Annotated in this window: 1 protein-coding gene; it reads right to left on the bottom strand. The window is 65.7% G+C overall.

All coding sequences use genetic code 11. The features are described from left to right. Nucleotides 1–633, bottom strand: a 633-nt coding sequence (locus tag AX737_RS20080) for an efflux RND transporter permease subunit (RefSeq protein ID WP_197430647.1), incomplete at both ends; no start/stop codon positions are given.

Raw genomic sequence — 633 nt, 5'->3', positions numbered from 1 at the left:
TGATGGAGGTGAGCAGGCTCGCCAGGATGGAGATGATGTAGGCCTGCCCCAGGGGCGCGAAGAGCCGGCCCTCGATGCCTGAGAGCGCGAACAGCGGCACGAAGACCAGGATGATGATCAGCGTCGCGTAGACGATGCCGGAGCGGACCTCGTTCGAGGCCGAGACCACCACCTCGAAGGTGCTCCTAGGGTTGCCCGCCTTCCGATTCTCGCCGAGCCGTCGGTAGATGTTCTCGACGTCGACCACCGCGTCGTCGACGAGCTCGCCGATGGCGATGGCGAGCCCCCCGAGCGTCATCGTGTTGATGGACAGGCCGAACAGGTGGAACACCAGAGCGGTCGTCAGCACCGAAACCGGGATGGCCAGCAGCGAGATCGCGGTGGTGCGCACGTTCAAGAGGAAGGCGAACAGCACCAGGGCCACCACCAGCACGGCCTCGACGAGGACGCGCTCGACGTTGCGGATCGAAGTCTCGATGAAGTCGGCCTGCCGGAACAAGACCTGGTCGGCCTTGATGCCGCCGGGCAGGGTCGGGTTGAGTTCCTTCAGGGCGGTCTCGATGCTGCGGGTCAGCCGCACCGTGTCGACGTCGGGCTGCTTCTCGACCGAGACGATGACCGCGGGCTTGGCCA

It is taken from the genome of Methylobacterium sp. CCH5-D2 (genome assembly GCF_001556475.1).
Taxonomy (GTDB): domain Bacteria; phylum Pseudomonadota; class Alphaproteobacteria; order Rhizobiales; family Beijerinckiaceae; genus Methylobacterium; species Methylobacterium hispanicum.
The sequence above is the reverse complement of the archived record's forward strand: the minus strand, read 5'-3'. Positions and strand labels throughout refer to the sequence as shown.